26 protein-coding genes are annotated in these 26237 nt (G+C 37.2%); 18 read left to right on the plus strand and 8 right to left on the minus strand.

Features of this window, described 5'->3' with window-relative positions; all coding sequences use genetic code 11:
• Positions 1–158: 158 nt before the first annotated feature.
• Together oadA and MBBTH_RS06850 are read right to left on the minus strand one after the other, a co-directional pair.
• Entirely contained in the window at positions 159–1871 is a 1713-nt protein-coding gene (gene oadA / locus MBBTH_RS06845) for a sodium-extruding oxaloacetate decarboxylase subunit alpha (RefSeq protein ID WP_116592313.1), read from the minus strand.
• A 162-nt stretch (positions 1872–2033) separates the two neighbouring features.
• The gene (locus MBBTH_RS06850) at positions 2034–3128 is read right to left on the minus strand and encodes an inositol-3-phosphate synthase (RefSeq protein ID WP_116592314.1); all 1095 of its coding nucleotides are present in this window, start codon (positions 3126–3128) and stop codon (positions 2034–2036) included.
• A 154-nt stretch (positions 3129–3282) separates the two neighbouring features.
• On the opposite strand from MBBTH_RS06850, the gene MBBTH_RS06855 reads away from it, so the two are divergent.
• The 3 genes from MBBTH_RS06855 to MBBTH_RS06865 all read left to right on the plus strand — a co-directional run bounded on the left by MBBTH_RS06855 (position 3283) and on the right by MBBTH_RS06865 (position 7394).
• A complete protein-coding gene (locus MBBTH_RS06855; protein WP_116592315.1) occupies positions 3283–4125 on the plus strand; it encodes a UbiA family prenyltransferase in 843 nt (280 codons plus the stop codon).
• Between the two features lie 20 nt (positions 4126–4145).
• The gene (locus tag MBBTH_RS06860) at positions 4146–5720 is read left to right on the plus strand and encodes a glycosyltransferase family 39 protein (RefSeq protein ID WP_116592316.1); all 1575 of its coding nucleotides are present in this window, start codon (positions 4146–4148) and stop codon (positions 5718–5720) included.
• A gap of 147 nt (positions 5721–5867) precedes the next feature.
• Positions 5868–7394 carry an NERD domain-containing protein gene (locus MBBTH_RS06865; RefSeq protein ID WP_116592317.1) on the plus strand — a complete coding sequence of 509 codons (1527 nt, stop codon included), beginning with the start codon at positions 5868–5870 and terminating at the stop codon, positions 7392–7394.
• A 10-nt stretch (positions 7395–7404) separates the two neighbouring features.
• Here MBBTH_RS06865 and MBBTH_RS06870 read toward each other — a convergent pair whose 3' ends face one another.
• Both MBBTH_RS06870 and MBBTH_RS06875 read right to left on the minus strand, forming a co-directional pair.
• Entirely contained in the window at positions 7405–8436 is a 1032-nt protein-coding gene (locus MBBTH_RS06870; RefSeq protein ID WP_116592318.1) for an N-acetylneuraminate synthase family protein, read from the minus strand.
• Between the two features lie 4 nt (positions 8437–8440).
• Complete coding sequence (locus MBBTH_RS06875; RefSeq protein WP_116592319.1) at positions 8441–10105, minus strand: cytidylyltransferase domain-containing protein; 1665 nt, start codon at positions 10103–10105, stop codon at positions 8441–8443.
• 90 nt (positions 10106–10195) lie between these two features.
• On the opposite strand from MBBTH_RS06875, the gene hypD reads away from it, so the two are divergent.
• Genes hypD through MBBTH_RS06890 form a run of 3 tightly spaced genes read left to right on the plus strand, consistent with a single transcriptional unit; the run spans position 10196 to position 13263 of the window.
• Positions 10196–11242, plus strand: a complete 1047-nt coding sequence (gene hypD, locus MBBTH_RS06880; protein WP_116592476.1) for a hydrogenase formation protein HypD — start codon at positions 10196–10198, stop codon at positions 11240–11242.
• 1 nt (position 11243) lies between these two features.
• Entirely contained in the window at positions 11244–11948 is a 705-nt protein-coding gene (locus tag MBBTH_RS06885) for a phosphoglycolate phosphatase (protein WP_116592320.1), read from the plus strand.
• Between the two features lie 7 nt (positions 11949–11955).
• Positions 11956–13263 (plus strand): TldD/PmbA family protein, encoded by a 1308-nt coding sequence (locus MBBTH_RS06890; RefSeq protein ID WP_116592321.1) that lies wholly within the window; start codon positions 11956–11958, stop codon positions 13261–13263.
• A 34-nt stretch (positions 13264–13297) separates the two neighbouring features.
• On the opposite strand, the gene MBBTH_RS06895 is transcribed toward MBBTH_RS06890, so the two are convergent.
• From MBBTH_RS06895 to MBBTH_RS06905, 3 genes are read right to left on the minus strand one after another with little or no spacing between them, the layout of a single operon-like run.
• Positions 13298–13549 carry a hypothetical protein gene (locus MBBTH_RS06895; protein WP_116592322.1) on the minus strand — a complete coding sequence of 84 codons (252 nt, stop codon included), beginning with the start codon at positions 13547–13549 and terminating at the stop codon, positions 13298–13300.
• 8 nt (positions 13550–13557) lie between these two features.
• Complete coding sequence (locus MBBTH_RS06900) at positions 13558–14019, minus strand: GyrI-like domain-containing protein (protein ID WP_116592323.1); 462 nt, start codon at positions 14017–14019, stop codon at positions 13558–13560.
• A gap of 27 nt (positions 14020–14046) precedes the next feature.
• The gene (locus MBBTH_RS06905; RefSeq protein ID WP_116592324.1) at positions 14047–15270 is read right to left on the minus strand and encodes a molybdenum cofactor synthesis domain-containing protein; all 1224 of its coding nucleotides are present in this window, start codon (positions 15268–15270) and stop codon (positions 14047–14049) included.
• Between the two features lie 109 nt (positions 15271–15379).
• Here MBBTH_RS06905 and eif1A point away from each other — a divergent pair, with 109 nt between their 5' ends.
• The 8 genes from eif1A (at position 15380) to MBBTH_RS06945 (ending at position 22862) form a co-directional block, all read left to right on the plus strand.
• Positions 15380–15685 (plus strand): translation initiation factor eIF-1A, encoded by a 306-nt coding sequence (gene eif1A, locus MBBTH_RS06910; RefSeq protein WP_116592325.1) that lies wholly within the window; start codon positions 15380–15382, stop codon positions 15683–15685.
• Between the two features lie 27 nt (positions 15686–15712).
• Positions 15713–16486: a serine protein kinase RIO gene (locus MBBTH_RS06915; protein ID WP_116592326.1), complete on the plus strand. Its 774-nt coding sequence runs from the start codon at positions 15713–15715 to the stop codon at positions 16484–16486.
• A 38-nt stretch (positions 16487–16524) separates the two neighbouring features.
• Positions 16525–17142 carry a KH domain-containing protein gene (locus MBBTH_RS06920; protein WP_116592327.1) on the plus strand — a complete coding sequence of 206 codons (618 nt, stop codon included), beginning with the start codon at positions 16525–16527 and terminating at the stop codon, positions 17140–17142.
• 377 nt (positions 17143–17519) lie between these two features.
• A complete protein-coding gene (gene top6B / locus MBBTH_RS06925; RefSeq protein WP_116592328.1) occupies positions 17520–19220 on the plus strand; it encodes a DNA topoisomerase VI subunit B in 1701 nt (566 codons plus the stop codon).
• Between the two features lie 9 nt (positions 19221–19229).
• Positions 19230–20327 (plus strand): DNA topoisomerase IV subunit A, encoded by a 1098-nt coding sequence (locus MBBTH_RS06930; protein WP_116592329.1) that lies wholly within the window; start codon positions 19230–19232, stop codon positions 20325–20327.
• A 105-nt stretch (positions 20328–20432) separates the two neighbouring features.
• Positions 20433–20705 (plus strand): metal-sensing transcriptional repressor, encoded by a 273-nt coding sequence (locus MBBTH_RS06935; protein WP_116592330.1) that lies wholly within the window; start codon positions 20433–20435, stop codon positions 20703–20705.
• Positions 20706–20763: 58 nt separating this feature from the next.
• Positions 20764–22629 carry a heavy metal translocating P-type ATPase gene (locus MBBTH_RS06940; RefSeq protein ID WP_116592331.1) on the plus strand — a complete coding sequence of 622 codons (1866 nt, stop codon included), beginning with the start codon at positions 20764–20766 and terminating at the stop codon, positions 22627–22629.
• Positions 22630–22658: 29 nt separating this feature from the next.
• Positions 22659–22862 (plus strand): heavy-metal-associated domain-containing protein, encoded by a 204-nt coding sequence (locus tag MBBTH_RS06945; protein WP_116592332.1) that lies wholly within the window; start codon positions 22659–22661, stop codon positions 22860–22862.
• A gap of 11 nt (positions 22863–22873) precedes the next feature.
• On the opposite strand, the gene MBBTH_RS06950 is transcribed toward MBBTH_RS06945, so the two are convergent.
• A complete protein-coding gene (locus MBBTH_RS06950) occupies positions 22874–23638 on the minus strand; it encodes an alpha/beta fold hydrolase (RefSeq protein WP_116592333.1) in 765 nt (254 codons plus the stop codon).
• Between the two features lie 130 nt (positions 23639–23768).
• On the opposite strand from MBBTH_RS06950, the gene MBBTH_RS06955 reads away from it, so the two are divergent.
• From MBBTH_RS06955 to MBBTH_RS06970, 4 genes are read left to right on the plus strand one after another with little or no spacing between them, the layout of a single operon-like run.
• Positions 23769–24785 (plus strand): phosphorylating glyceraldehyde-3-phosphate dehydrogenase, encoded by a 1017-nt coding sequence (locus tag MBBTH_RS06955; protein WP_116592334.1) that lies wholly within the window; start codon positions 23769–23771, stop codon positions 24783–24785.
• A gap of 29 nt (positions 24786–24814) precedes the next feature.
• Positions 24815–25651 carry a TIM barrel protein gene (locus tag MBBTH_RS06960; protein WP_116592335.1) on the plus strand — a complete coding sequence of 279 codons (837 nt, stop codon included), beginning with the start codon at positions 24815–24817 and terminating at the stop codon, positions 25649–25651.
• A 12-nt stretch (positions 25652–25663) separates the two neighbouring features.
• Positions 25664–25948 (plus strand): hypothetical protein, encoded by a 285-nt coding sequence (locus MBBTH_RS06965; RefSeq protein ID WP_116592336.1) that lies wholly within the window; start codon positions 25664–25666, stop codon positions 25946–25948.
• Between the two features lies 1 nt (position 25949).
• Positions 25950–26222 carry a hypothetical protein gene (locus tag MBBTH_RS06970; protein ID WP_116592337.1) on the plus strand — a complete coding sequence of 91 codons (273 nt, stop codon included), beginning with the start codon at positions 25950–25952 and terminating at the stop codon, positions 26220–26222.
• Positions 26223–26237 lie beyond the last annotated feature (15 nt).

Consider the following 26237-nt stretch of genomic DNA (forward strand, 5'->3'; position numbering starts at 1 on the left):
AAAACCATAAAAAACACAACCAAAAAGTTAATTAACTCTAATAATAGATTGTACTTCCTAGTATATAAAATTAAAGGATAATAAAATAAGAAAAAAAATTTAAACACAAAAATTATGAGTCAGCCTCAATTTTAAAAAAAAAGTAAAATAAAGGTAATCTATTTGATTACCATTAAAGTGTCTCCAATACTTACCGCATCACCAGGTTCTACGAAAATCTCTTCGACAGTACCGTCTACTTCTGATTGTATATCGTTTTCCATTTTCATAGCCTCGATTACGGCAATAGTGGATCCTTGTGCAACTTTATCTCCAACATTAACGTTGAGTTTGATTACCATACCTTGCATTGGTGAAGGCACTGCACCTTCAACAGGCTTGAAGTTTCCGGATTCGGTTTCTTCGATTTCCATGAATCCAGTAGGCATGATTTTAACTTCAAATACGTCACCATCGACTTCAACATTATATTGAGTTGGAATTCCAATTCCTTCATCCTCAGTGATTGTGTGAGCCGGTTTGAGTTCTTCCTCTTCAGCTTCACCTTTGAGGAATTTTGGAGCAATTGGTGGGTATAACGCATAAGTTAAAGCGTCTTCATCAGATTTTACGAACCCTTCTTTTTCACCTTCTGATTTGAATTTGTCGAATTCAGGTTCAAGCAAGTCTGCCGGCCTGCAGGTAATTACCTCATCATCCCCAATGATTCTTTTTGATATTTCAGCATTAACTGGAGCTGGAGATTTACCGTACATTCCTTTCATGTACTCTTTAACTTCATTGGATACTGTTTTGTATCTTTCTCCACCCAATACATTCATTACGGATTGAATACCTACAATTTGACTTGTTGGTGTTACAAGTGGAGGGTATCCCATGTCTTTTCTGACTCTTGGCATCTCATCCAATACGTCATTGTATCTGTCGAGTGCGTTTTGCTCCTTGAGTTGAGAAATGAGGTTTGAAAGCATTCCTCCAGGAATTTGGTATAATAATACATCAGCGTCAACACTTTCAGATATAGGATCAAGAATACCTGCGTATTTCTCCTTGATATCTTCAAAGTATTTTTTGATTGATGTCAATAATTTTAAATCGAGTCCGGTGTCAAACTCGGTTCCTTGAAGTGCCGCAACCATACTTTCGGTTGGAGGTTGACTTGTACCCCAAGCAAGAGGTGAAATAGCTGTATCTAATATGTCCACACCTGCTTGACATGCAGCATAATAACTGATTGGAGTCATACCACTGGTACAATGACAGTGTAAATCTACAAGCAAATCAGTTTCTTCCTTCAATGCAGACACTAAATTATAAGCTGCAGTAGGAGTAATTAAACCTGCCATATCCTTAATTGCCACGGAGTCACAATCAAGAGCTTCCAACTCTTTAGCCAAGTTGACAAAATCATCCAATGTGTGCACTGGGCTGATTGTATAACTTATTGTTCCTTGCACATGTGCGCCTTGAGCTTTAGCGACTTTGATTGATTTTTCCATATTTCTAATATCGTTCAAAGCGTCAAAAATCCTGAATACGTCAACACCGTTTTCATATGACTTTTCAACGAATTTAGTTACAATATCATCAGGATAGTGTTTATAACCTACTAAGTTTTGTCCCCTTAAAAGCATTTGAATTGGAGTGTGATTAAATTCAGATTTTAATTGCCTTAACCTTTCCCAAGGGTCTTCATTTAAATATCTAATACATGTATCAAAAGTAGCTCCACCCCAAGCTTCAACAGAGAAATATCCAACTTTATCCATCTCTTCTGCAATAGGAATCATGTCCCTAGTTCTCATCCTAGTTGCCAGTAAGGATTGGTGAGCATCACGAAGTGCTGTTTCTGTAAATCTTACTTTTGCCATTAATATTACACCTCTTTCAATTTTTATTCATAAAGTAATCTTAAATTATCCAACTATAATATATGTTTTTATTATTATATAAATTAATAATATTTAAAAGTAGAAATTGAGTGAAAATGGAAATTGAAAAATAAATAAAAAAAAGAGAGAAAAATTGAAAAATTATCTTTCTAATTCGCCAGAAATGAATTTTTCAACGTTTTCATATGCCTCATCATCAGTGTATTGAATTGGAGGATGTTTCATGGTATATGAAGAAATTGAAGTCAATTGTCCACCAATGCCTCTTTCTAAACCAATTTTACAACATCTTACGGCATCAATTACACATCCTGCAGAGTTTGGAGAGTCCTCTACACTTAACCTGAGTTCGATGTTCATTGGAACATCACCGAATGTACGGCCTTCCATTCTGAGGAAACATAACTTGTTGTCGTTTTGCCATGGGACATAATCACTAGGTCCGATATGGATATCACGATCATCCATTCTTTCAGTCAATACTGATTGAACCGCTTCGGTTTTGGATTCCTTTTTGGAGTCTAACCTTTCACGGTTGAGCATATTCAAGAAATCAGTGTTACCACCGGTATTAATCTGATAGGTTCTGTCTAATTTCACACCCCTATCCATGAATAAACTAGCTAGTGTTCTGTGTGTGATAGTAGCACCAATTTGAGCCTTGATATCGTCACCGACAATAGGAATTCCTTTTGCCTTGAATTTGGCATCCCATTCATCATCACTTACAATAAATACAGGCATACAGTTCACATAAGCCACATCAGCATCAAGAGCGCATTGTGCGTAGTATCTTGCTGCCTCTTCTGAACCTACAGGGAGGTAGTTAACCAATATTTCAGCACCGCTTTCTTTCAAGACTGAAACAACATCCACAGGTTCCTCGTCACTTACAACAAATGTATATTCATCATCATAATTGGACATGTGTTCTGCAACACCGTCTAAAACATGTCCCATACATACTTTAACATCATATTTCGGAATATCTTCTTGGAATATTGTAGTGCAGTTCGGTTTGGCAAAAATTGCCTCATCTATTGTTTTGCCAACTTTTCTTGCATCCACATCAAAAGCTGCGACAACTTCAATGTCACTTGGAGTGTATCCTCCAATATCCCAATGCATAAGTCCTATCGCATCTTCTGGCTTTTTACCATCATAATAATGTATCCCTTGAATTAAGGAACTTGCACAGTTTCCTAATCCTACAATCGCTATTTTAATTTTATCCAATATAAACACCAGCTAATTTTAATTAATAAATAAATACTTTATAATAAATAAAATACTAATATTATGTTAAGTAATATACTTTATATAATTATTGTTTAGGAAAACAAAAATAAAGATTTCTATTAAATAAGATAATTTAATTTGGGGAAAGATAATGAATCCATACATTGAAATTTTAAGGCCTGGAAATGTGATTATGGCAGTCATAGCCATTGTTCTTGTGGCAATTGTGGGCCATACAGTATCACTTCCTATAATACTGGCCATGCTAGCAGTATTTTTTGAAATAAGTGCGGGAAACGTCATCAATGATTACTTTGATTATAAGATTGACTTGATCAACAAGCCCCACAGGCCAATACCTTCAGGCAGAATCTCACCGAAAAGCGGTAGAAACTACGCTTATGTATTGTTTGTTTTAGGAACAGTCTGCGGATTTCTGATTTCATACCTGAATAAAGACTGGACAGCATTCATAATCGTTTTAATTTCAGACGTGATACTTTACGTATATGCCCGTAACCTGAAATCAACCCCACTTATTGGAAACCTAACCGTAGGATTCATGACAGGATTATGCTTTGCCTTTGGTGGATATGCCATAAACAATCCCCAAATCATTGCAACATCATGGTTTTTAGGATTTTTTGCATTCGTAATGACCACAGCACGTGAGATAACAAAAGACATCGAGGACATGGAGGGGGACAAGGCCGAGGGCGCCAAAACTTTCCCTATATTGTATGGTGCAAAACTATCTGCAATCATTGCATTTGCATTAATCATCATAGACTGTTTGCTTTGTCCGCTGTTATACATTCAGAACGTATTTAACATCATTTATCTGGCAATAATAGCCATTGCGGTTGTGATATTCTTATACAGCGGAATTCTGATTATTAAAAATCAGGACACAAAAACCGCTGCAAAGGCTTCAAAATATTTGAAAATCGGAATCTTGATTGCATTCGTAGCGTTTGCACTCGGATCATTTTAACCAAAAAAAGAGTATTGACAATGTTTGAAGAGTTTAAAATCAGTAAAAAGGACAAATATTATTTATTATTCATTTTAATATATGGAATAATCCTTGTTGGATATTACATTAACTTCAACTATAGTTTGGGCATTGATTGCAGTGACGTTTACGTATACCTTTTAAATTCTTTATACTATGCGGGATACGATGTAAATGTAACCTATAATATCTTTTTATCCCCAGTGATATGCATTCTAACCTCAATACTTTTTAGATTTGGCCTTGTTGACAAATTGGCAATCATGATTGTGACCGGAGCATTTGCAATCTTTGGAAATGTGGGCCTTTATCTGTTGCTTAGAAGATTTTTTGATGAGGAGTTGAGTTTAACCGGAACAATAATCTATTCCTCATTGACATTGTATTTGACCTGGCTGGCAAACGGTACCCTGGACATTCCGGGAGTGTCCATGACAATTTGGGCCGCATTATTCGGATACCTTGCTCTTAAGGAGAATCCTAAGTTCTATATTCCATTACTGCTATTTCTGGTATTAGGACTGTTTACACGATACACAGTCATATTGTCATATCCTGCATTCGCACTGTATTATGTAATCGAAAGGGGATTCAGGATTGAATCTCAAGACAAGAAATACATCTTAAGGGGAATATTAATAGGAATCATTATTTTGGCAATCACATTGGGATTTGTCATAATCATAGGCCACGGCAGTTTTGAAGCGGGAGCTCAAATGGCAAGAGGAATACAAGGAACCCTTGGAAGCCAAAATGACCCTGCATACAATCCTGATTTCAGTTATTACCTGATGAACATGTTGAACTTCGTATCAAATTCACATACATACTTTGATGGAAATCCAGTATTAGACAGTGCAACTCCTCTGTCATGGGCAATTCTGGCGATATTGGGAGCAGGAATGGGATTGTGGATATATGAGCACAGAAGAAGCCTGGAAAAAAAGGACATGATTCCTGCATTGTTCTTCATTATGGGAATTGTCAGCTTCACCAGAGTGACATCAATAGTCACAATATTGCTCGTTCTCATTGGATTGTTCTTCCTGGGCAAGGATTCTGAGAACAAGATAGTCTATCTGATGATTGGATGGATATTGTCAAATTTCATTTTCTACAGCTTCAATCCGGTTAAGGTGAACAGATACATATTGCCTGTATTTCCGCCAATAATCTATTTTGTCATCCTTTCAATCCAGACAATAAACGACCGCTTTGACATTAACAAAAACATCATTCCAATAATCCTGATAGCTCTGTTCATTGTGCAGGCATTTGCGTTCACGTTCACATTCGAGCCTACAACACAGTACATCACAACAGAGGAAGTGTCCAATTACATCATTGAAAACAACCCTGACTATGAAAGCATCAAAATAGGCGTTTACAACATCAGGCCATTCAGCTGGTGGCTTGGTGCAAATGCAACAGGAATCCCTGTCAGCAACCAGACTGAGATTGATTCAAGCAATGTTACCTACTACATTTCAAACATGAAACTGGATAACCTGACAAACTATTCTGAAATAAAAAATATTAATGAAATCTATCTATATGAAAAAATAAATGTTTAAAAATCTGTTTTTTTAGAATAACATGTTAAGAACCTTTAATTAAATTTTTAATAATTGAAACTTGACCATTATTTTTCGATTTTTAGAAACATATATAATTAAAAAAATTATATACATAATAATATAAAGCAATTTTAAGAGGATATTATGAAAGTTGTATGCTGTAAGAACTGTGGTGCAAAATACCAACTCGATGATGATGACGATATCACAACATTTGAGTGTTCTTCATGTGCAGGTGACTTAGAATACTTAGAGGAATATTCTAATAGCGAAAATACCTCAAATTCCTCCTTTATGGACTCATTCAAATATGATAATTCATATATTGTTCAATGCGAAGATTGTGGATTAAAATATAAAATCAAAAGTAGCGACAGCATACTTGATTATGAATGTGACAGCTGTGGAGGTTCATTAAGATATTTGGACGAAGAAATGAACAAAGAATTGGACCAATATCTTGAAGAAAGGGAAAAAGAGCTTGAAACTATTAGACAACAAAACCAAGTAAACAAACCAACATCTGAAGAATTAACAAATGAAGAACCTGATCGCTTAAAGTCATTTACTGAAAAAATCGGCGATTTCTTCTCTGAAGAAAGCATGCTTAAAATAGCAAATGACGAAAAACAAGAAATAGAACTCGAAGAAGAAGAAGTCGGTAAAACCGCCAGAACCACCATACCTGACGCTGTTTTAACCAAATTTGGAAAAGAATTTGCAGTCCCAAATACTGAAGACTATGAAATCTTGAAAACATTCCTTAAAGATGAATTCTTCAAAAGCATGGGACAATATTATCCTAAGGTTGATAATCAACCAACCGGCAGTTTCCTCGATAAGATAAGCATGAAGGAACCTGAAGGAAAAGATTTAGTTCCAAATGAAACCTCAATCAATGACAATGACACAAGCATCTTCGATGTTGAGGCATTGAATATGAATGAGATAATACTTCTTGTTGGTGCAGGAATATTCATTTTAAGCATAATCGAGATCCTAATCATCAATAGTGGTATCGGTATTATTGCATTATTCATTGGAGTGATAATGCTTTGTTTTGGACTTTACAAAACAAGAGACGTCAAACAAACCGAAGAAAGAACAAGAATTATCAGGGAACACCTGTTGACTCTTCCAGAAGAATACTATGTATTCTACAATGTAAAAACTCCAACAGCACCATCCGGTATTAACCACTTGGTGGTAGGTCCAACTGGAATATATGCTCTTTTATCTCAAAAGTATAATCCAAAACTCAGATTGGAATCCGAAAATGAAAACTTGAACCTAATCGGATCAACCGAGCTTGATGAGGATAAGATTGAAGAAGTTCCAACTAAGGACAATACAAGAAGATTCAGATACACAACCAAACAGGCCAAATTCTCACAGGATGATAAAGTTAAACAAAAAGCATTGACTTTAGGAGAAGATTTAATTAACTTCTTGAATGACAATAATATTAAAAATTGCTTTGTAGAGCCTTTGGTTGGTTTTATCAATAATGAAGTTGTCGTAATAAATATGCCTTTGACTGATGAAGACCTATTTATTGACGAACTACTGAATCAAATTAAAACAAGTACTATCAAGTTAGACCAAGAAACCATTGATAAATGTGCTGTTTTATTAAGTCACTTTTCTGCAGACTGTTCTGCAGAATTTTAATTTCTTTTTTTTAATCCAACATGTAAAAATCGATTAAGGTATCCTCTTTAATATCTTCTTTTGCAGTTCTGCCAACCACATTATTTATTTCAGAAGGAGATATTCCTGTTCCAGGACGTTTGAAAGTCAAATCATCTTCAGATATTTTTTCGCCTTTTTTAATATTTCTGGAAGCGACAATTGACCTTCTCATTTTCTTTCTGGCAGATGTTTCACAAATCAACGGCTGTTTGTTTTTCTTACCATTAATTTTTGACAGGAAATGAACATTCCACTGGAATTTTATGACATCATCGGGATCCATTGAGTACTCATGGTCCTCTCCAGGCAAGGACTTGTCAATGGTGAAATGCTTTTCCAAAATCTTTGCACCATAATTATATGCGGTTGTCAGCAAGGCCATGTTCTCATCAGATTTTGTATGGTCGGAATAGCCAATCTCATAGTCTGGGAAATTTTCCGCCAAGTCCTTTATCATCAGCAGATTGGCATCCTCATAAGATGTAGGGAACGATAAAACACTATGCATTATTGCAATATCGACAAAGGAAACCTCTTCAATGGCACTGACTGCCTGCTTGATTTCACGAATGGTTGATGCTCCTGTAGAGAGCAAAATAGGTTTGTTTTTACTTGCAATATATTTAATGAACGGAATATTGGTTATGTCGAATGATGAAATCTTATAGATGTCCATGAACTCGTCCAGATAATCCACAGACTCAAAATCCAATGGTGTTGATAGAAATTTCATGCCCTTATATTGACAGTATTCAGCAAGCTCCCTATACTCCTCAACGCCAAACCCATCAGTCCTTTTCAAGGATTCATATTGGGATTCTGTGGCCGCCTCATCAGTGAGTGAAACGATTGATTCCGCCTTATATGATTGGAACTCGACAACTGTTATTCCGCAATCCTTTGCCTCGTCGATCATATATTTTGCAGCTTCCATATTGGAAATGCTTTCATGTTCGGCCAAATCATAGAAGTTGATTCCAATTTCAGCTATTAGAACCGGATATCTATTGAAAATGTTCATATAATCACCTGTTCAACTTGAATTTACGATACTCCTGACGGATAACAGACTCCATATTTTCGAAACCGTTTTTTAAGTCAATTGACAGCATTTTTTTATTCATTGCTACACGCAAGTCATAATCGTTTACAAGATTGACGAATTGTTCAATGAGTTGCTGCATTTCAACATCGGCACCCAAACCCATATTGATGAATCCGTTTGACTCATTTGCAAATACGTGAGACAATTCACGTTCGTTTTGGCATAGGCATATTGTTGGAACACCCAATGAACATATGTCATACATCCTCTTGCTTGCTGAGGAAAATATTATGTCCGCCTTGAACATGAATTCGCTGATGTTTGAGACATTTTGATAAATCTGAATAGATTGATTTGATTCATATTTGGAGATGAGCCCTTCCAAATCAGGATATGTCAATCCGACAATTACATTAATCCTTCCTTCATAATTTGTGCTTAAAATTGAATTAATGACCTTTTCGGTTAAATTATCCTCATCTTCACCCGTGAACGTGATTAAAACATTATTTACTGCATGAGTGATGATTTTTTGAGGCTGGAAGTAGAATTCATCCCTTAAGAGATAATACTCATAACCTGTATAGATGTTCTTTTCACTGAGGTCATGCTCATACAGCGCATCGAAAACAACATCAGCCAATCCACTGCCTACACCCAAATCCTCAAAATTAACCACAAAGTAACCTTCATCCTTTAAAATGGAAATGTACTCGCTACTGGTATCTGCAATATCATTTAGCACCAATTGTGGAGAGTATTCCCTCAGACAGGTAATCAAATCGTCCCTGCCATCATAAATCTTATAATTATAATTGTATTTCTTGATTATGTCAATTCCCAATTGGTGGCTTTCATCCAACAGGAACAAGACATCATGGAAGACCAACTTGGAGGCAACGGATAGGCATCGATTGATATGCTTGTTTCCTACACTTTCAGAAGCATTTGGAACAATAGCTATCTTTTGCCTTTGAAGATATTTTTCCGCAATCCACCAATCCTCATAATTTGTCACATCCACACTTTCCTCCTGGGACACCTCAACTATATCGATGTTGGTTCCCAAACGTGAAAATTCATTGACAAACTTTCTGCGGGTTGCCAAAATGGCTCCGGTTTCCTTAAAATCTTTCGGCAGGTCTTGCCTGTTTTTCCTTTCGATGTAATTTGGGAAGAACCTTTCATTGTTCTCATCATATCCCCAACTTAATCGCCTATCGTCTACAACAGTTATGACACTGTCAATGGCAAAATCTTCAAATTTCTCGATAACCTGATCAAGTGTGGAAGTTTTGATTAATGGAGAAGTTGGTTGAAGAGTTATGACAAGGTCATATTCGTCGAAAGCCAATTTTTCCTTTTGAACCATTGCATCATAAACGACAGGATCCAATGGAGTTTCATCAGTGGACAATTCTTCAGAACGCCTAATGACGCTAGCTCCAAATTTTTCACTAAGCAATGCAATTTCAGAATCATCAGTAGTTATAACAACATCATCAACATACTCTGAGGATTTAGCCACATTAATGGAATATGAAATCAATGGTTGACCATCCAATAATCTGACGTTTTTGCGAGGAATACCCTTTGAACCTCCCCTTGCTGGAATAACTACTAAAATTTTATTATTGTTAAACATATTATCCCTATAAAGTACAATAAAATTTAATTAATAACAATAGTAAATATAGTTATAATATAATATTAAATCTTCGGTGTTAATATGAGTATGAAAGATATGTCAAACAAGCTATTAGAGAAAATAAATGAATTAGCTACTCCCGTTAAAATAATGCACGTGTGCGGTTCACATGAACATACAATAATGGAAAATGGAATAAGAACTTTACTTCCAGAGGAAGTAGAAATCATTGCCGGACCAGGATGTCCTGTTTGTGTCGTTCCATCACGTGAAATCGATGAGGCTTTGGAACTTATCGACAAAGGAGTTACAATAACCACCTTTGGAGATATGCTAAGGGTTCCAGGTTCTGAAAAATCCCTAGCAGATGCCAAAGCAGAAGGTGGAGACGTTAGGGTTGTTTATGGAATAAACAGGGCAATCGAAATTGCTGAAAAAACAGACAATGACGTTGCATTTATCTCAGCAGGCTTTGAAACAACAGCCCCAACAACCGCTGCAGAATTGCTTGCGACACCTCCTGAAAACTTCTCAGTGCTTTCATGCCACAGACTCATACCTCCTGCTATCGATTTTTTAATCAATTCCGGAGAGACAAGTTTGAATGCATTGATTCAGCCTGGACATGTCTGCACAATCATTGGAACAAAACCTTTCGAATACTTCTCAACCGACTATGGAATACCTCAGGCAGTAGCTGGATTCAATCCATTGGACATACTGATGTCCGTTTACATGATTTTAAGACAAATCAAAAACGAAACACCGAAAATAGAAAATGAATACAAAAGAGCCGTGAAGGATGAAGGTAACGTCATCGCACAGGAAATGATTGATCAGGTATTCGATGTGGATTCAAGGGAATGGAGAGGATTTCCTAAAATCCCTAATTCAATCCTTGAAATCAAGGACGAATTCAGCGAATTCAACGCACGTGAAAAATACGACATTGAAGTTAAGGACGTTACTGAAGCTCCAAAAGGATGTATTTGTGGCCCTATCTTAAGGGGTCTCGCAAGACCTGAAGACTGCAAGCTATTCAGAAAGGCATGCAATCCGCTTCATCCGATTGGCGCATGTATGGTAAGTAAAGAAGGAACATGCAACATCGCACACAGATATTCAAGAGGATAACATGACAATAGAAGCAATAGCAGTAGACATCGATGGAACAATAACCGATGATGAAAGAAAAATCTGCATTTCAGCAATTGAAGCATTGAGAAAGGCGGAAGAGGCAGGAATCCCAACAATTATTGTTACTGGAAACGTTGTCAATTACGCATATGCAACCGAAGTCCTGATAGGATGCAGCGGAGGACTTGTAGCGGAAAACGGAGGCATTGTCTTTAAGGAAGGAGAAAACAACAATGCCGTTGAGACAATGGTCGAACGTGACTTTGTCACATCCGCAGAAAAGCACCTGAAAGAAAAATTAGGCGAGAAATTTGACATGCACGCCTCACACGACAACATGTACAGGCTGACCGAGACAGTATTCTACAAGACCCTTGAGAGAAAGGTGTTGGAAGACGCCCTTGAGGATTTTGAATACCTGGACAGACTTGAGATTTATGACAGCGGCTTTGCGCTTCACATTACCGACAAAAGAGTCAACAAGGGAACCTCACTCAAGTACCTATGTGAAAGAAACGGAATCAACATGGAAAACGTGATGGCTATCGGCGACAGCGAGAACGATGAGGACTTCCTGAGGGAAGTGGGCTATAAGATTGCCGTTGGAAACGCTGACGATAAACTAAAAGAAATAAGTACATATGCCTGTGAAAAATTCTATGGCGATGGCGTGGCTGAAGCAATAGAAAAATTTGCCCTATAGTGATAATATGATATATGAAATAGCGGAAAGTGTAAAGAAGACTGTTGAAAACAATTGTGACGCTTACGAAATTTATATTGATGAATCAAAAACAATAGAACTGGACTCCCTAAAAGAGGAATTGAATTTCGCTAAAGAGGAAATTGACCTTGGAGTAGGAATTAGAGTCCTTAAAGACAAAAAACAAGGTTTCGCATTTACCTCAAACCTTGACAACCTCACACAAACAGCGCAGAAAGCAATCGACAATGCCAAACTGACAAAGATTGATGATAACTACGCATTTGCAGAAGTTGAAAAGGTATCTGAAGTTAAGGATGTCTATGACAATAAGTTCAATGACTTGAGTCTTGATGAAGCGGTTGAATTCTTGAAAACCACAATCGAAACAGCCAGTGACAGCGGTTGTGAAGTGACTGGTTCCGGTTTCAGCGCAAGTGAAGGAAGGTCATTAATTGTGAACTCCAACGGAGTTTCCATTGAGGACGAAGGAACAGGATTCGGATTGGGCCTGTCCGTAACCATTCAAAAAGATGGCGAAATTGCGACAGCATACAATTCACAATCATCAAGATTCTTCGATATTGATGGAGAGAAATTAGCTAATGAAGTATGTGACCTGGCAAAAAGTTCTCTTAACACAAAACCTATCGAAACCAATGATTATGATGTTGTTTTAGATTACTACGCTGCAGTTGGCCTATTGCAAACATACATCAGCGCATTCAATGGTGAAAATGTCTTAAGGGGAAGATCAATTCTCAAAGACAAACTGGGCTCAGAGATTGCAAATCCTACATTAAGCATTATCGACAATCCATTGCTTGATAAGGGGATGTACACCTCAAAATGCGATGGGGAAGGAAGCGTGTCACGCAAAACCAGTCTAATAAAAGATGGAGTTCTAAATTCATTCATCTATGACATTTACAATGCTAACAAAGTTGGTGAAAAAACCACCTCTAACGGACTTAGGGGAAGCTACTTTACCACACCAATGATTGCACCGACAAATCTTGAATTTGAGTTCGGAGAAATGAGGGATTTGAGTGAAATCAAGAATGGCGTCTTGACAACCAGCGTTTTAGGAGCCCACACTGCAAATCCAATTTCAGGAGACTTTTCAGTAGAGGCAAGCAACGCCTTTAAAATAGAAAATGGAGAACTGACCGACCCAATCAATAAAGCGATGATTTCAGGAAACATATTTGAAATCATGAAAAATGTTGAAGGTCTAAATTCAGAAATAAAACAGTACGGTTCATTTATCATTCCAAAATTATTGGTGCATGATTTAAGAGTTGTCGGACAGTAAATGAAAAATTTAAAAAAAAATAGAGTGAGAAAAATTACATTTTTCTTAATTTTTCTCTATATCTGTTGATTGTATCATTTTTGTATTCGATTTTAAGGTAATCCTCAGTCAATTGCTTATTTTCATCAAATTCCTTGATTTTTTGATTCAGGGCCTTATCGATTTCCTTATCTAATTTTTTAATCCGATTGTCAAAAGAGTTTTCTAATTTTCTCATGTTAATGTCAGTTCTTCGAGATAATCTTTTAATCTCTTCATCCATATCGAGTTCATCTTTTTTAGGCATATACTCACCTACATTTCAATGATAGGTAATTGAATTTCAGTTATGTATTCATCTTCATTGTCACAGTTATAGAATCCTTTAATAAGAACTTCCTTAGGTGAACCGATAATGTCATAATGATTTTTTTGGGCAATGTCAACCAATTCGGCATAGGTGTCCATGATGTTATCAGTGGACCCGTAATGAGTGCCTGCCAAAACCTTATTCTCAATCATGTCAACGACACGGATCCTGTCAGTTTCATCCGGATCATCTTTTACAGGAATGCTTACATCATACACAACATCCCCTTGATCTACCTCGTGTCTTGGTGAGAAATAAACAATGAATGGTTCCCCATCAGTTCTAATATCCTCTGTATCAACCCAATCCATCAATATTGAAAAGAACACTCCAATATCTGATTTTGGGGTTTTACAATTAATAACTCCTAATTTTTGTTCTGGAATTACTTTTACTTCATAATCCATAATTTACACCTATCTTAAATTATAATCTTAATTGAATAAATAAACTTCTACTTCCTCGCCCTCATCAACAAGCTCGACCAATTTCGGAATTTTCACATAACCATCTGCTGTTGACAGTGAGAATATAGCTCCGGAATCCTTGAATATAGGTTGGATTTTATCTTCATCAACTCTTACCAATTGGTATTGCATTCTTCCAACCTGTGAATGGATTCTTTTTGTGATTTTCCCTTTAATGACTTTTAATTCAAAGTCCTTATCGATTCCGGCCAATCTTGTTAACGGTTCTGCCACAAATGCGTTGAATATCATCAATGCAGATACAGGATTTCCAGGCAATCCTATAACCAGTTTTCCATTGATTACACCAACGATTGTCGGTTTTCCCGGTTGAACTGAAATTCCATGGATGTGAACTTCACCCAATTCATCAAGCACATGCTTCAGGACATCCCCAAGACCTGCTGATGTTCCTCCCGAACAGAACAGTATGTCAACTTCCTCAAGGGACTTGGTAATCTTTTCCTTGACCTCATCATAATCGTCATGCATGATGCCCAAGAATTTGGCATCCGCGCCGCATGAAATTGCATCGTTTTTAATCATTCCGCCGTTTACATCATAGATTTTACCATAATCAAGCTCTTCACCCTGAAGGGTTATTTCATTTCCTGATGAAAGTATACCGACACTTGGCTTTTTGAAGACTTCAATGCTTTCAAAGCCTTGTGACAATAAAACACCTATTTTACCAGGGTTTAGGAAATCGCCTTTTTTAAGAATCAATTTTCCTTCTTCAATATCGGAACCTTTTTTAGCCACATCCTGTGTTGGAGTAACAGTTGTCAATAAATTGACTTTACCGTCGTCCTTTTCAGCATATTCAACCATCAAAACTGCATCTGAACCTTCAGGCATTGCAGCACCTGTACTGATTTCAATACATTTGCCTGCCTGAACCTTCTTGTCGGTGGTGGATCCTGCTTCCAAAAAGTCTATTACATCTAAAGTGTTTGGAGATTCCTCAGATGCTCCAAAACTGTCACTTGAAAGAATTGCAAAACCGTCCTTTAGTGCTTTGTCGAATGGAGGAAAATCCATTCTAGAGTAAACGTCTTCAAACAAAACCCTGCCATAAGCTTCACTAACTAAAATCTCTTCACTTTCCGGTTTCAAATTCTCATTGAATAAATTTTGAATAATGTCAATAGCTTCATCACATTCTTTAATTTTTAAAAATTCAGTTCCCATAATATCACAAAATAGTAAAATCCAATAAATTAATATATAATATATTAATATAAATATAAATAATTTAATCTTATGGTAGAATTTTTATTATTATTTTGGAGGAGAGTATTTGTCTAAACCTAATAACAATCAACAACAAGAATATAGAAGGGTAAGAACCCCTAAAAAAGGAGAAATACCTGGAATTGTAGAACAAATTATGGGACATGGAAAATTAAAAGTCCGTTGTGCCGATGGAAATATAAGAATGACAAGAATCCCTGGAAAAATGAAAAAACGTATTTGGATTCGTGAAGGAGATGTCATTCTCGTAAAACCGTGGGATTTCCAATCTGATGAAAAAGCAGATGTTATTTGGAGATACACAAAAACCGAGTCTAACTGGCTTGAAAGAAAAGGCTACTTAAAAATGTAGTCTAATTACTTATTTTTTTTGATTTTAATGGATCCTAAAGTAGCAAAAGCCGACGCCAAACACCAAAAAATTCATTCCGAAAAAAGAAGAAAGGATAGCTCTGACAGGAAAACCGGAAATGAAATTTTTGACAAGATTACCCTAGAAACATTATACAAACTGGCAAACCAGGGATACATTGATGTTTTGAATGGTGCTATAAGCACAGGCAAGGAAGCTAATGTGCTTACCGGCATTACCGATGATGAGAAATTCGTAGCCGTTAAAATATATCGGATAGCGACATCAGACTTTAAAAAAATGGATTACTACCTCAAAGGGGATCCAAGATTCAATGTTAAAACAAAAAACAAAAGGAAAATCATATATTCATGGGTTACAAAGGAATTCAAGAACCTGACCCGTTTACACACCGCAGGAGTTACCGTTCCAGAACCGATTACAAGCTCAAACAACGTTTTGCTTATCGAATTTATAGGGGACGAAGATGGAAACCCTGCACAACCGGTTAAAAACCAACCGCCCCAAGATCCGGATGATTTCTGGAACAAATTGCTCGTTCAATTGAAACTCTTTGTGAATGAAGCGAAGCTGGTTCATGGGGACCTGTCAAATTACAACATATTGAACTTGAATGAGGAACCTGTGATAATTGACGTTTCACAATCAGTTGTGTTGGACAATCCCATTTCAAAGGAATTGCTTGAAAGGGACATCAACACTCTCGTAAGGGAATACACCAAACTTGGTGTTGAAACCAGCTTTGATGAAGTTTGGGAATATGTGAATCCTAAATTTTAATAATTATAATAACTAACTTATTATTAAAGGTGATAATTATGCCAGAAACAGATTATTTGAAAATACCTCAAAACAGAGTGGGGGCATTAATAGGAAGCAATGGTAGCGTTAAAAAATCCATTGAAAAAGCAACTGGAACCATCCTCGATATCGATAGTGATGAAGGCACAGTTTACATTACACCTAGAGATGACATGGAAGACCCGTTAGGGGTCTGGAATGCAAATCATATTGTTAAAGCAGTAGCACGTGGATTTAACCCGGAAGTTGCTCTTAAGCTTATAAGTGACGACATTTACCTGGAGGTAATCAGTTTACCATTATATATCGGCAAATCCAAAAAGGCACTTGCAAGACACAAGGGCAGAATTATAGGAAAAGACGGCAAGACACGTGAAATAATTATGGAAATGGCCGAAGTTGACATGGCAATCTACGGTAAAACTGTTTCACTTATTGGGGAAATGGACAACATCATGGTTGCAAAGGAAGCCATTGAGATGATTCTAAACGGATCCAGACACAAGTCAGTTTACGGATTCTTGGAACATAAGAAAGAAGACTTGAAAATGAGAGAATTCAAGGACCTTGTCGGAATTAATGATGACAAAATCGAATTTAAGGACGGCATCGACTTTGATGAAAAGGACTATTAGGAGTTAACTCTCCTAATTTTTTTATTGCAAAACAATTATCCCCCATCATACAACTTTTTCTATTTTTTGAAAATCAAAAATTGATTATGCAAATATTGTCCATCAAAGAAATATTACAACCCCCTATCAATTTTAATGATGTTTTGCTATAACTATTATAGTAATACTTAAAAAGTTTTATATACTTTGACCAACTTATATAGATACTGTAGTATAAATACCATATTTTCTACATGTTTTAAAATTATTATTTTACCATATATTTAAACAAGACAGATAGGGTAGGGTAAAAATATTACTTTCCAAATGCTCTCTCACTTTATTTAAATATACTTCATATAATAAATTTAAACATACAAATTTAAGGAGGAAAAATTTTGGCTCAACAAGGTATTGATTGGGATGAAGACTTTGACAGGTTAACCCCATCCCAGTTCTTTAGAAAAAACAAACAGATGTTGGGATTCACCGGTAAAATTCGTTCTTTAACTATTGTATTCCACGAACTGATTACAAACAGTTTTGACGCATGTGAAGAAGCAGGAATATTGCCTGATATCGACATCGAATTAAAGCGTGTTGACAAGGAACATTATATCTTAAGACACAAGGATAATGGTCCAGGAATTCCTGAAGATTACGTAATGCAAGTATACTGTATGATGTTTGCAGGATCAAAATTCAGAAACATTCAATCCAGAGGACAGCAAGGTTTAGGTTGTAGTGGTTGTGTTCTCTTATCACAAATGACTACAGGTAAGCCTGCTCGTGTAATTTCATGCTACAAGGAAGGGGATGAAATTAAAGGAGTGAAAATGAAATTCCAAATGGATGTTGAAAACAACCGTGGAATTCTAATGGAAAGGGAAGACTATCCTGCTGAAAGTACTGGAGTATGCATTGAATTACAATTCAAGGATGTTTCATACTCTCTTGCAGAACAAGGTGCTTTTGAATACATCAGAAGAACCATGATTGGAAACCCACATGCAAAAATCACATTCAGAGACCCATCAGGACACAAATACATCTTTAAAAGGGCGGCTGACGTTGTACCAGTACAACCAAAAGAAGTATTGCCTCACCCTAAAGGTGTAAGCGCTGACGATTTAATGACAATGGCTAAAAACACAGACAGCAGAAGATACAAAAGTATGTTAACTTCATCATTGTCAAGGATGTCCGCAAAAAGGGTTGATGAAATAGCGGAAATGACTGGAATTGACATGAACAAACGTCCAAAAGCCATGACATTCCCTGAAGCAGAAGCTATCGTTCACTGCTTTAAGAAAATGAAATTCATGGCACCGCCAACAGACGGACTTATACCAATCGGATCCGAACAAATAGAAAAAGGTATGAAACAAATCCTTCATCCTGAATTTGTAACAACAATCACAAGAAAACCTGTAACCTATGCAGGTGGTGTTTCATTCATTATTGAAGCAGGTCTTGCTTATGGTGGAAATTCCGGAAGAGTCGTCAATGAGAAAAGAAAATCTGAAATCATGAGATTCGCAAACAGGGTTCCACTGACATTTGACGCAGGAAGCTGTGCAATTACTGAAGCGCTCAAAAGTATTGATTGGAAACGTTACGGTCTTAAAGACATGGATAACACTCCATTAACATTATTTGTCAATATTATTTCAACTCAAGTGCCTTACCTTTCAACAGGTAAGCAAAGTGTTTCACCTGAACCTGAAATCGTTCATGAAATCAGACAGGCCACCATGAAATTGGCTCGTCAATTACAAAAACATATCCGTGCCAAAAGAGCAGCCAAAGAAAAGGAAAAACGTTCCAAAGTATTCGAGGAATACGTTCCTGTCATTATTGAAGAAGCTGCAAAACTTGGTGAAACCGGAGTTCCCGAATACCAAGAAGTGCTTGCAAAAGTTACCAAAAGGGCTCTTGCAGAATTGCTTGGTGAGAAAGTTGAGGAAGAAGAGGAAGAAGAAGAATACGATGCAATCATCATGGAAGAGGTTGATGAGTTCGGACATGTTGTTGAACAAGGCAACTCCACATTAGATAATTTCATTGATGATGATGCGGATGATGATTTTGAGGAATAGGTGATTTAGATGGCTAAAGCAAAGAAAGAAGAAAAATCACATAAAGAACTTAGGAAAGAATACACCTACAATAAACTTAAAGGTTTAGGTCAAGAGATTATTGAAGAGATAGAAAAAAATAAAGTTCCTAACCTCAAAGTTCCATCAAGAGGTACCGGAAACATTGTTTACGATGATGCTAAAAGATACTACGTATTAGGTGACAGATACGGAAGAAGATCTTTAGGTAATGTAAAGCAAATCAGAAAATTGGGCCAAATGGTTTACGTTGCTAACTTCTGTAAGGACTTGGTTGCAAGGGAAAAGACCGCTACCATCAGGGAAATGTATTATGTTTCCGAAGGATGGGGAATCAGTTTCAAAAACCAGCAGGAATCCAACATCGTCGGTGAAGACCTGGAAGTAACTTTAGGTACCACCCGTGAAGATTTAGGATTAATGCCTGAGGAAGACGGAGCATCAGTATATGGAGACCTTACCCTTTTCGATGAAGTGGAAGTTAATGCTTCAAAAATGGGAAAATCCGGATATACAATCTCCCCAACAATTGACCAGGTTGATTTCCTTGATTGTAATGTAGATAAGGTATTGGCTGTGGAAACCATGGGAATGTTCCACAGGTTGGTTCAGGAAAACGCTCATAAAAGATTTAACTGTTTAATCGTTGGGCTTAAAGGACAAGCCGCTCGTGCTACAAGAAGATTCATTAAAAGGGTTAACACTGAACTTGACTTACCAGTATACATCTGTAACGACGGAGACCCTTGGGGATTCCACATTGCACAGGTAATTATTTCCGGAAGTGCAAAATTAGCTCACGTTAACCATGACTTAGCTACTCCTGACGCTAAATTCATTGGAGTAACAGCATCTGACATTATCAATTACGACCTACCTACTGATAAACTCAAAGATGTTGACGTTCTAAGGCTTAAAGAGCTTTCTAAAGACCCAAGGTATAAAGGCGATTTCTGGCAAACTGAAATTAAGAAAATGCTTAAGATCGGTAAGAAAGCAGAACAGCAATCTTTCTCCAAGTATGGGCTTGAGTATGTTGTAGATACTTATTTCCCAGCTAAATTTGAAGAAATGGAAAATCAAGCATAAGCTTGAAATTTTCCTCCTTACTTTTTTTTATTTTTTCATTATTTTTTTAGATATCTTTATATACTATAACGGCAATATACCCTAGTAGGTATAGGTTGTGTTATTTTGAAAGAATGTATGGATAGTGCAAATTTACATAGAAGACTTAAAAAGATAATCGGACAATTGAATGCAATTGATCGTATGATTGATGAGGACATTCCATGTGAACAGATTTTAATGCAGGTAAATGCATCAAAATCAGCATTACATAAAGTCGGACACATTATTGTTGAAGGACACTTGGAACATTGCGTAAAGGAAGCCATTGAGAACAAGGATTCCGATGAAGCAATAAGTGACATTTCATCAATTTTGGAATACTACTCAAGGCTATAATTTTTTTTAAAATAACCTTATACCCTATGGGGTATACTTATACCATGGGGTGTTTAAAATGAGATTCACAAAATACCAAATAATAGACATAACATTAATATCAATCTCAATAATTAGTTTAATTACAAGCTTTGTCCTATCTCTCGATTATATCTCCTGGATATCTGTCATCCTTTGTGGAATACCAATATTTAAGGAATGTATCGAAGGACTGGTTACAAAATTTGACATAAAAGCGAATTTGCTGGTTTCAATAGCAATCATAGCATCAATAATAATTGGCGAGGTTTTTGCTGCCGGTGAAATTGCAACAATCATGGCGATTGGGGGATTTTTAGAGGAATACACCGTGTCAAAAACACAGGTGAAAATAAAAGAGCTTGCCAACATGACCCATCAATTTGCAACAAGAATAAGGAATGGAATTGAAGAAAGAATACCTGTTGAAAATGTACAAGTCGGAGATATCTTAAAGGTGCTTCCTGGAGAAAGCATTCCAACTGATGGAATCATAATTAAAGGTGAAGCCTCAATTAACCAATCAACCTTGACTGGAGAATCCCTGCCGATAGATAAAAAGGAAAATGATGAGATATACAGCGGAACCATAAATCTTTATGGTTCATTTACAATGAAAGCAACAAAAATCAGCCAAGACAGTTCTCTTCAACGACTAATCAAATTGGTGGAATCCTCCAAACCGGAAAATGCAAAAATCGTCAGGACTGCGGACAAATGGGCGACATTGATTGTTGTAATAGCATTTGCCGCATCAGTTCTGACATACTTATACACATTTGAAATAATCAGATCAGTGACAATTCTTGTTGTATTCTGTCCATGCGCATTGGTATTGGCCACCCCAACCGCAATCATGGCTGCAATCGGCAATCTGACAAAATACGGAATTCTCATTAAAGATGGACAATCCCTGGAAGAATTGGCCCATGTTGATGAACTGATATTTGATAAAACTGGAACCTTGACAAATGGAACTCCAAAAGTTGTTAATGTCACCTCAGACAATCCTGAAGAAATGATGTATCTAATTTCATCCCTTGAATCAAAATCAGAACATCCATTGGCTAAAGCCATAGTCCAACATTACAATAGCAATGACCTAGCTAAAGTGGATAACTTTAAAATCCATATAGGAGAGGGAGTGAGCGGAAGCATCAACGGCTCAAGGATAATTGCGGGAAACAAAAAACTTTTAAAATCAGAGAATGTTCCGCTGGATGGTATTGCAGAATGTCAAAATGGAGAAATCCAAATATATGTTGCAAAGGATGGCGAATACCTTGGCTGCGTATACCTTGCGGACACCTTAAGAAAAAACACCAGCAAAACAATAAGAAGACTAAAAGGATTGAGGATAAAAACAACATTATTGACAGGGGATAACGAAAAAACAGCCAAATACATAGCTGAAAAGATAAAAATCAGAAACGTTAAATTCAACTGTTTGCCCCAAGACAAAACCGAATATATCGCAAGAGAGCAAATTCTTGGCCACAAGGTTGCAATGATTGGGGACGGCATAAACGATGCCCCATCACTGAAAAAGGCAAATGTCGGAATAGCTATGGGGAATATCGGAAGCGATATCAGCGTTGATGCCTCCAACATCACATTGGTCAATGACAATATAGATGATGTTCCCCAACTGATTGCAGTTGCAAGAAGGTCCATTAAAGTGATAAGCACAGGAATCGCATTTGCATTGGCCCTGAACATTGTGGCAATGGCATTGGCTATTTTAGGGCTTTTAAATCCGATTGAAGGGGCATTGATTCACAACATCGGGTCTGTTATCGTGATTGTTTACTCCTCAACACTGGTGAACTACAAGATTTCCAAAAAAGACTGCAGGAACCCTCAAAAGTTAGGCATAACTAAAACTTTAAATAAGCCTATGACATAATATTAACTATCGATAAAAGGTGATTTATTATGGCTGAAAAAGAAATTAAAGTAGTCGGTATGCACTGCCCATCATGCGTAAATGCTGTTGAATTATGTTTAAAAGACGTTGACGGAATTGAAGATGCAAAAGCAGACCTTGATTCAGGAATTACCACAATCACAATGTCTGGCGACGTAAGTGATGCTGACATTAACGATGCAGTCGAAGAGGCTGGTTTCAAAGTAGAATAATTCTACTTTTCTTATCTTTTTTTATAGAATTCTTTTAATATCTCAACTATTTCCACATTGTTTTTACCAACAAGCAGGTTGTGCTTTAAATTATCAAAAACAATCAGTTTTGAATTTTCAATCTTTTCCGAAAGGCTTTCCTGAATGCTTTTTGGAAAAATCTCATCGTATTTTCCTGCCAAAATTAACGTTGGAACCCTGATTTGCGACAACAGATTTTCAACATCGAAATTGAAGCATGCTTCGGTTGCCATTTTGTATGCCTCAATATTGGCTGTTTTTGAAGCAGCTTGCTTTAGAAAATCAAGCTCCTCCCTATTGCTTTCAATTACATCGGGACAAAGCACTTTCGGCAGCATGAACTCGAAAAAGTCTTCAAAGGAGAGATTCAGTTCATCAATGAATTGGCTAAACACCGCAGCGCAATCATCATCACATTTATAGAAAGTTGACATCAACACCAATGAGGACACATAATCCGGGAATCTAAGTGCAAAATCCATTGCAATTGCACCCCCCAATGAAAATCCAATAAGGTTTGCTGTTGTAATGTCCAACTCATCCAAAAGTGATTTCAAGTCATTGGCATAGGTGCCTATGCTTATCTCATCCTCTCCCAATAGGGACTTGCCATGGCCCCTCAAGTCAAATCGGACCACCTTAAACTCTTTCCTGAGTGCGGCTGCCAACGCTTCCCAATATAACAGATTATCAGAAAGTCCATGAATGAACACCAAGGGTTCGCCGTCACCTTCCACAGCATAATTTAGTTCCATAATCCCATTTTAGGAAACAATTACATAAATAGTTAATCTAATCCAAAACCTAATATCAAATTTTATATAAGTTAAGCAACAGATTTTTATTCATATAATCTTTGATTATTATAATAAAAAAGGGATTAAAATGAAAACTGTTGCAATTAATGGTTATGGAACCATCGGTAAAAGAGTGGCTGATGCTGTAGCTGCTCAAGATGATATGAAAGTAGTGGGTGTAAGTAAAACTAGACCTAACTATGAAGCAAGAACCGCTGTTGAAGAAAAAGGCTATCCATTATACATTGGAATTCCTGAAAGGGAACAAATGTTTAAAGATGCCGGAATCGAAATAGCCGGAACCGTTGAGGAAATGATTCAAGAGGCAGACGTAGTTGTTGACTGTACTCCTGGAAGCATCGGTCCGCAAAACCTTGAAATGTATAAGAAAGCTGGAGTAAAGGCAATTTATCAAGGTGGGGAAGACCATGAGTTAACCGGTCTTTCATTTAACGCCATCTCCAATTATGATGACTCATACGGTGCAGACTACACTCGTGTAGTGTCCTGTAACACTACCGGTTTGACCCGTACATTATCAACTATTGACCCGATAGCTGACATCAAGAAGGTAAGGGCAGTGATGGTCAGAAGAGGATCAGACCCATCTGAAATCAAAAAAGGACCAATCAATGCAATTGTTCCAAATCCTCCAAAAGTACCTTCACACCACGGTCCTGACGTTAAAACCGTTATGAAAGGCATTGATGTGACAACAATGGCATTGCTTGTGCCAACAACCTTAATGCACCAACACAACATCATGGTTGAAATCAACAACGATGTTGAAACCGAAGAAATCATTGAGGCATTGGAAAAACGTTCCAGAGTAATTGTCGTATCCGCCGAAGAAGGATTAGGCTCTACCGCTGAGTTAATGGAATATGCCAAAGAGCTTGGAAGAAACAGGAATGACCTATACGAAATTCCTGTTTGGAGAGAATCCATTAATGTTGTCGGCAACGAGTTATTCTACATGCAAGCAGTACACCAGGAATCAGACGTAATACCTGAAAACATTGATGCAATTCGTGCACTTTTAGAAATGGAAAGTGACAACGAAAAATCAATAGCTAAAACTAACAAAGCCATGGGAATATTCTAAATTCCCTTTTTATTTCTTTTTTGATTTAGATGAAACATAGAGTGCTTTTTGGACCGGCAGGAAGTCCCATTAACTATAAGGGTGCCGCATATAAGGCTCCAAAATACATCAACGAGGAAGGGCTTGACTCCTATGAATACCAATCCCCTTATGGGGTGAGGATTGGGGAGTCCGCCGCAACAACCTTGAAGGAAGAATCCCAAAAGCATGACGTTCTGGTTTCCATGCACGCCCCGTACTACATCAACTTGTGTGCAAAGGAAGAGGAGAAGATTGACAAAAGCATTGGCCACCTCATTTCCGCCGCACGTGCGGGAGAATGGATGGGTGCCTACAGGCTTGTGTTCCACCCTGGAGCATACCTGAACAGGAAGCCTGAAAAGGCCATGGAAATCTCCAAACAGACTGTCAACAGACTGTTTGAGGAACTTGAAGCCGAAGGCATTGAGGAGTTTACCTTTGCTCCCGAAACAACCGGCAAAAGGACACAGCTCGGTAATGTTGGAGAGGTTGTTGAATTGTGTGCCACTTTTGATCATTTCGAGCCGACAATTGATTTTGCACATGTTCACGCTCGTGGAAGAGGTTTCCTGAACAAAAAAGAAGATTATAATTGTATATTTTCCACCATTGAAGACAAATTGGACATTGACATCCTACATTGCCATTATACAACAATAGAATACGGAAGGGGCGGTGAAGTGAAGCATCACACATTAGCTGAAAGCGATGAGTACGGCCCAGACATCAAGGACTTGCTGTCAGTCCTGATAGATAATGGTTGGAATGCGAATATTATATGTGAAACCCCATTGAGGGATGAGGATTCACTTAGAATGAAAGAGATTTATGAGAATTTAATATGAATAGGTGAAAAAATGTTAGAACAATACATGCCATTTTTAGGATTAATAATATTTGGAAATATCGAAAACCTCATATTATCTTCACAAGGAGTTGTCAACGGTGTCGACCCAAAAATTTTGGGAGGATTGAGTATTCTTGTGGTAATAGTATGGTTGTTTATTGGAACAGTAGCTACCGATGTGGCAATGCAATATGCAAATTACATCAACTTCATCGGAGGACTTGCAATTTTCATATTAGGTATCCAGTCCGTTGTAGGAGCGGTAAAAAACATCAGATCCAAAGGAAGTGCATAAAATGGTTAACTGGAAAGATTATGCTCCATTTACAGGACTTCTCATCTTTGGAAACATAGAAAACCTGATTCTTGCTTCTCAGGGAGCCGTAGCCCATGTCAACCCATACATTTTAGGAGCATTAAGTATAATACTGGTCATAATATGGCTATTGATTGGTACCTACGGTACAAAAGTAGCTATAAAATATGCAGATTATATCGAAATAATCGGTGGTCTGGCCATCATTATTTTAGGTATACAATCCATGTTAGAAGCGGTTGGAATATTATAGAGGTAACCACTACCT

Origin of the sequence: Methanobrevibacter thaueri (genome assembly GCF_003111625.1) — an archaeon.
Taxonomy (GTDB): Archaea; Methanobacteriota; Methanobacteria; order Methanobacteriales; family Methanobacteriaceae; genus Methanocatella; species Methanocatella thaueri.